Genomic DNA, 6,816 nt, shown 5'->3' with positions numbered 1-6,816 from the left:
GGCGTACTGGCGACCGACGCTTTAATTACCGAAGGCGGAGAATTGGCAGAATTATCGCCAGATACAGTCGAAAAGCTGAAAGCAATTCTGCCACCGGCGGCGAGTACGCACAACCCGATCGACATTCTAGGAGATGCGGAACCAGAGCGATACGCCAAAACGCTGGAAATTGTGGCTAAAGATCCCAACAGCGATGGTTTGCTCGCAATCCTGACTCCACAAGCGATGAGCGATCCTACCCAGACTGCGGAACAACTTGTCAAGACTTTGGAAGCAGAAAAGTTAAAGTCCAAGTCTGTACAAAGCAAACCTGTGCTGGCTAGCTGGATGGGAGGTGCAGAAGTTGCGCCTGGGGAGGAAATTCTCAACCGCGCTAGTATCTTTACTTTTCCCTATCCGGATACAGCAGCTCATGTATTTAATTTGATGTGGCGCTACAGTTATAACTTGCGCGGTATTTACGAAACTCCACTGCTGCCGGACAATTGTGGAGACGAGGCGTGCGATCGCGTTTTGGCAGAAACAATTATTAGAATGGCACGCTCTGCCGGTCGCACAATTCTAACTGAGTACGAATCGAAACAACTTTTGAGCGCCTACGGTATCCCCACCGTAGAAACCAAAATAGCCAAGACTCCAGAAGAAGCTGTCGAGTTAGCAGAAAAAATTGGCTATCCGGTTGTTCTCAAACTTTATTCCGAAACCATCACCCATAAAACAGATGTCGGCGGTGTGCGCTTGTTGTTACAAGATGCGATCGCAGTCACAGGTGCCTATAACGGTATCAAACATTCTGTCGCGGAAAAGGTTGGTGAAGAACATTTCTTAGGCGTCACAGTTCAGCCAATGCTGAAACTGGAAGGCTACGAAATTATCCTGGGTAGCAGTGTCGATCCCCAATTTGGCCCAGTGCTGTTATTCGGTACTGGCGGACAACTGGTAGAAGTATTTAAAGACCGAGCGCTCGCACTACCGCCGCTTAACAGTACTCTAGCGCGGCGAATGATGGAACAAACCAAAATTTACACCGCTCTTAAAGGTGTGCGCGGACGCGACCCTGTGAATATTGCCGCACTCGAACAGCTGTTAGTGCAATTCAGCCAGCTAGTTGTCGAACAGCCTTGGATCAAGGAAATTGATATCAATCCGTTACTCGCTTCCCCGCAAAGATTAATTGCGCTAGATGCGCGTGTGGTATTGCACGAACCGAATATCAGCGCTTCGGAGTTACCGAAACCTGCCATTCGTCCTTATCCGACGCAATATGTCGCATCTTGGCAGATGAAAAATGGCGCGGAAGTCACTATCCGCCCCATTCGTCCGGAAGATGAACCGTTATCGGTTAAGTTCCATCAAACGCTATCGGAAGAAACTGTTTATTTGCGGTACGCACATTTGGTAAAACTAAGTCAGCGGACTGCACACGAACGGTTGTCGCGTCTGTGCTTTATTGATTACGATCGCGAAATGGCGTTAGTGACCGAGTACGTCAATCCCGAAACCGGACAAGCGCAGATTATCGGTATCGGTAGGTTAAGCAAATTGCACGGTACGTCTGAGGCTGAGTTCTCTATGTTAGTGAGCGATCGCTTCCAACGTCAAGGTTTGGGCACTGAGTTGCTGCGCCGCTTAGTGCAAATTGCTCGCGATGAAAAATTGGATCGCATTACTGCTGATATTCTCAGCAATAATATGGCGATGCAGCGCATTTCTGAAAAGTTGGGTTTCCGGCTGGAGCGCATTATCGGCGAACCGATGGTGAAAGCAATTTTTGAGTTGTAAAAAGTAGGGTGGGCATCGCCCACCTTTTTATCAAAATATGGCATACAGTAATTTTAGTTTAGCTAATGTCAAACAAACCTTTGATTTAACTATAGAAGAAAATCAAAACCTGTTTAGCGAAGTTGATGCTGTTGAACCATCCGATATTTTAAGAATAATTTTACAAGAGTATATTCCTTTAGCTACAGCAATTAATACGGAAAAAGCTCGCTCAGAATTACTGATTTCTCAAGTATTAGCAGATGTCAGACGACAATTAAATTACCGAGTTAGTTTATTCTCCGGGACTGATTTTAATGTCGATGAAAAATTGGGACTTAACGGTTATTGCGATTTTATTATTAGTTGTTCTCCAGAACAATATTTCATTACGGCTCCAGTGATTACTATTGCTGAGGCAAAAAATGAAAATATCACTGGTGGTTTAGGCCAATGCGTAGCGAGTATGGTAGGAGCGCAGTTATTTAACCAACGGGCAAATAATGAGATTAAAACTATTTACGGAACGGTCACAACTGGAACTGTTTGGAAATTTTTAAAATTAGAAGATCGAACTTTATTTATCGATAAAATTGAGTATTATGTTAAGGAAATAGATAAAATATTGGGTATTCTTTTAGAATCAATAAAGGCTAATTTAACTGCGGATTAATTTTTATTACTAAACTGACAATTTGAGCGCACTGTCAGTTCATACTATTACGCAGATAAAGGAGGAAACTATGGAACTCAAATTAGTACAAGTAGAAATTCCAGAAGGAAGTAATATTATCATAGGTCACAGCCATTTTATCAAAACTGTGGAAGATTTGTATGAAATTATGGTCGGAAGTTCGCCGCAAGTGAAATTTGGCATTGCCTTTTCCGAAGCATCTGGGCCATGCTTGATTAGAGTAGCGGGAAATGATGGGAATTTACAACAAGCGGCGACTAAGAATGCAGAAGCGATCGCCGCCGGACACACATTTGTTATTCTGCTAAAAGAAGCCTTCCCGATTAATTTTTTGAACGCGATCAAACAGTGCCAAGAAGTTTGCCGAATTCATTGCGCTACAGCCAACCCCGTACAAGTAATTGTCGCAGAAACAGACCAAGGACGCGGTATTTTGGGCGTTGTGGATGGATTTTCGCCCAAAGGTGTGGAAACTGCCTCCGATGTGAAAGCGCGTCAGGAATTTTTACGCAAGATAGGTTATAAACTTTGAAAAAAGTTTCAGTGGTACGGAGCTAGTGGTTCACCTTAAATACAGGGAGTAAAACGTACCAAAGAAAATCAAAATAATCGCAGGAAAAGAGATTCTTCCAAACATAATTAATCGATCGAGTTTGATTTTATCCTTTTGGAAACGCTCTTTATGCCCCACTATGACTAGCAGCAGCTCTAAACCCAGTAGCAAGTAAACTAGATAAAAGGCATAGTCGAGAGCAACAACATAACCCACCCCATCTGGTAAGGACTCTAGCAAGCTGAGATGGTAAAATACCACTGCTAGCAGCAGACCGCTCAATACCTCAGCTGAGAGATTCTCGAAGGGAAGAAACAATAACAAGTATGCCACAACCACAAAGAACCAGAGAGGCAGCAAATTTTTGATGCTGAAACCGAGTAAGTCTCTTTTAATGGAGATGACAGTATTGAACTGGGAATATTCTAAATCCGAGTTGGTATCAATAACTCTGCGATCGCCTAAAGTAGATTTATTAACCAAGGTATCTTGGTAGAAGGTCACCTTTTCAGGAGTCCAAGCGCTGATTTCCTTAAAAACCTCCTCTTTCCATTGTTTAGGTAATTTTTTAGTGGTAGAGGACTTATCGCGCATTCCTACAAAGTCTATCGCATAAATCAACTTGTCTCGCGTTAGGTTGGCGTGTCGAAATCTCACCGACAAAAGCTGAGTGTCGAACGGGTAATCGTGAAAATCAAACTCCTCATGAAAATCGGCTTTAATCCGGTATACCTTATACTTTACATCAGCCTCTTGCCCTGATTTTATCGGCTCGCCAAGTTTTAATTTGTCCCCCGAATCGAGCCGATTTATTCCATAGTTAATAAACTCAATATTATCCGCGTCTAGGGCTGTTTTATATCTAAACCACAGATAAGAATCGACCAAATAGCTTGATGTTTTTTCATCTAAATAACTAACTTTATTAATATCTATACCCACGTAAACAATGTCGGTCTTGCGTAGATATCGATCGCCAACTTGCAAAATATCCCCTCTCGCGATTTGTTCATCAAAATCGGCAACTTTTTTAATATTGCTTATTGTTTGCAATTGAGTAAAAGCGGAGACAAGATTCCCTTTATCAAACAGCCCTACAGCAATAGGTACAACAGCATTTCGGTATTCATTCAAGTAAAACGTTCTCGTTCCTGTTTGGATAGCTGTTTCTGGGCTATCGATCCCAGCCAAACCATCTTTAACCAAGTAACGGTCTGTTTTGATATCTTTCCCCGTAAAAGCCTTTTTCGGTAAATCTTTCTTCGTCAATAGAGTCCGATCCATTGCTTCTACGAGCGCACTAATAGCATCATAGTAACAAGCGGCAGACCAACCAGGAGGAGTTCCGTAAGTTTGTTCAAATGTTGTCCTAAATTGTTGAGTTCGATCGTCCGCAACATCATAAATGAGTGGAACTGTGGCGTAAAGACCGTTTGTAAAGTAGCCGGGACTTTCCTTTTCTTCAGGAAGGTTAGCAACGCTTTCACCAATAGCCACATCACCGATATCATCGCCACCAAATAAGGGAAAATCCAAATTGCGCCTTTTGATTTCCACAATCAAGTTTGTCACTTGGTCGCGATTAGCCGCCAAGACAACCACATCGGTCGATTGACCGCTATCTTTGAGTTTTTGTAAGTCCTTAATAATAATCTCGTCTGTGGCTTTGTTTTGATTTTCTTCTAACTTCCACTTGGCTACTATGTCTCCTCCCAATTGTCGGAATTCAGCTTCAATGGTTTGGCCTAAACCTAAACCATAAGCATCGTAGCCGTGGATGAGGAAAATCTTTGAATACCCCAGCACCTTTTTCAGGTAATAAGCGATAAATCTCCCTTGAAAGCTGTCAGCAAAAACCGTGCGAAAATACCAATCATTACCTTCGGTTACTGAATCAGCAGTCGCCGAACCGCTGATCGCTGGAATACCGGCGGCTTGATAAATTTTTCCCGCTGCTTTGGATGTGCTGCTGGAATAGTGACCGATGACGGCGACTGCTTTCGATCGCACAATTTCTTCAGCTATTTTCTCCGCTACTTCCGGCTTGGCTTGGTCGTCATAGACTTCTAACTTCAGCGGTTTACCTTGAATACCGCCAGCTTGGTTTACTTTGTTGATGTATAATTCTACACCTTGAAGCATCGATTTGCCTGCTGCTTGCGTTGCATCCCCCACATTGGTTAAGGGAACGGCGATCGCTATAGTTATCTTTTCTTGGTTTTGCGCGTTGAATATAGCAATACCTATACTCACCACTATCCCTAACAGGACAAGAGTTAACCATAAAATCGTCTTTCTTCGACGCATACTTATCCAAGGAGCCAAAAAAAAAGGTAGTTTAGCCAAATATAAACCGGATTATAACATTACCTTTCTTGTTTCCTTTTGGTTGCCCGTCACTTAGCATACAAGTATAAAAAAGCACTTTATAATCAAAATAGCAGTAGATGCAAATTTTTTCTGACTGGGCGATCGCACTATCTTTTTCCATCAAAAATCATCCCCATCTTTATCTGCGTTTATCTGTAAATATCTGCGGTAAAAAAAAAGTGGGCATTGCCCACCCTACAGTTGTTTACCTATTGGAGAGTTTAACGCAATCAACCAAATCCAAAACTACACATTTAACAGCACAGGCAAATCCGTTTTTTCATCAAGTTCATCAGATTTACCGGTAACCGTTTGCCGTCACAACTCCATCATCTTGATGATACAAAGTTGCACCGACTTGACAACCACGGTAAGCTAAAATATACAATTCCTTCAAATCGCGAATCAACGGATAGCGAGGATTAGCACCAGTACATTGATCGTCGAAAGCTTGGTCTGCCATTTCTTCCACTTGTTCGTAGAAAGCTTTTTCTTGTTCCGGCAAAACTTCCTTAATCGTCAGCGGAATATCCAATTCCTTCTTCAGATTTTCGATCGCTTCCACCAGCTTTTCAACTTTCTCTTCTTCCGTGTTACCACCCAAACCTAAATAATCTGCAATCCGCGCATAACGCCATTTCGCATTTGGATACTTGTACTGCGGGAAAATCGCTTGTTTGAACGGCACATCGGTAGCATTGTAGCGAATGACGTGAGAAATCATCAACGCATTTGCTAAACCGTGGGGTACGTGGAAAGTAGAACCCAATTTGTGCGCCATTGAGTGACAAACTCCCAGGAAAGCGTTAGCAAATGCCATCCCTGCCATCGTCGCCGCATAGTGAACTTTTTCCCGCGCTTTCGGATCGTTAGCACCATTCTTATAAGCAGAAGGCAGATATTTCATCAGCAAGCGAATTGCTTCTAATGCTTGTCCGTTCGTGAACTCCGAAGCTAATACGGAAACATAAGCTTCCAGCGCGTGAGTTAGTGCGTCGATCCCGCCATAAGCTGTCAGCTTCTTCGGCATATTCATCACTAATTCGGGATCGACGATCGCCATAGTAGGAGTTAGCGAATAATCTGCCAAAGGATACTTAATACCCGTGCGATTATCTGTCACCACTGCAAAAGGCGTTACTTCCGAACCAGTTCCCGAAGTAGTCGGAATAGCAATAAAGATGGCTTGATTACCCAAACTTGGCAGTTCGTAAACCCGCTTGCGGATATCCATAAACCGCATCGCCAAACCTTCAAATTCGGTATCTGGTTGTTCGTACATCAACCACATAACTTTAGCAGCATCCATCGGCGAACCGCCACCGATCGCGATGATGATATCGGGTTGGAAAATTTTAATTTCATGCAATCCTTTATTGACTGTTTCCAAAGATGGATCGGGTTCCACATCAAAGAAAACTTGATGTTTGATGCCGAT

The 6,816-nt window shown here is 43.0% G+C and carries 6 protein-coding genes; 4 read left to right on the top strand and 2 right to left on the bottom strand.

Annotated features, from left to right (window positions below; genetic code table 11):
- The 3 genes from H6S82_RS13320 to H6S82_RS13310 form a co-directional block, all read left to right on the top strand.
- Positions 1-1,782, top strand: a 1,782-nt coding sequence (locus H6S82_RS13320; RefSeq protein WP_191056300.1) for a GNAT family N-acetyltransferase, incomplete at its 5' end; no start/stop codon positions are given.
- Positions 1,783-1,819: 37 nt separating this feature from the next.
- On the top strand, positions 1,820-2,434 hold the full coding sequence (locus H6S82_RS13315; protein ID WP_190462069.1) for a hypothetical protein: 615 nt from the start codon (positions 1,820-1,822) through the stop codon (positions 2,432-2,434).
- Between the two features lie 70 nt (positions 2,435-2,504).
- On the top strand, positions 2,505-2,987 hold the full coding sequence (locus H6S82_RS13310) for an adenosine-specific kinase (protein WP_190462071.1): 483 nt from the start codon (positions 2,505-2,507) through the stop codon (positions 2,985-2,987).
- A gap of 30 nt (positions 2,988-3,017) precedes the next feature.
- Here H6S82_RS13310 and H6S82_RS13305 read toward each other — a convergent pair whose 3' ends face one another.
- Positions 3,018-5,315: an ABC transporter substrate-binding protein gene (locus H6S82_RS13305; RefSeq protein WP_190462073.1), complete on the bottom strand. Its 2,298-nt coding sequence runs from the start codon at positions 5,313-5,315 to the stop codon at positions 3,018-3,020.
- 140 nt (positions 5,316-5,455) lie between these two features.
- Between H6S82_RS13305 and H6S82_RS13300 the strand changes: the two genes are divergently transcribed.
- Positions 5,456-5,686, top strand: coding sequence for a hypothetical protein (locus H6S82_RS13300; protein ID WP_190462075.1), 231 nt, complete (start codon positions 5,456-5,458; stop codon positions 5,684-5,686).
- On the opposite strand, the gene H6S82_RS13295 is transcribed toward H6S82_RS13300, so the two are convergent.
- Positions 5,677-6,816 (bottom strand): iron-containing alcohol dehydrogenase (locus H6S82_RS13295; protein ID WP_191056299.1); only part of this gene is annotated, 1,140 nt, incomplete at its 5' end. The genes H6S82_RS13300 and H6S82_RS13295 overlap by 10 nt on opposite strands.

The sequence above is a fragment of the Planktothrix sp. FACHB-1355 genome, assembly GCF_014748295.1.
Classification (GTDB): domain Bacteria; phylum Cyanobacteriota; class Cyanobacteriia; order Cyanobacteriales; family Aerosakkonemataceae; genus Aerosakkonema; species Aerosakkonema funiforme_A.
The sequence above is the reverse complement of the archived record's forward strand: the minus strand, read 5'-3'. Positions and strand labels throughout refer to the sequence as shown.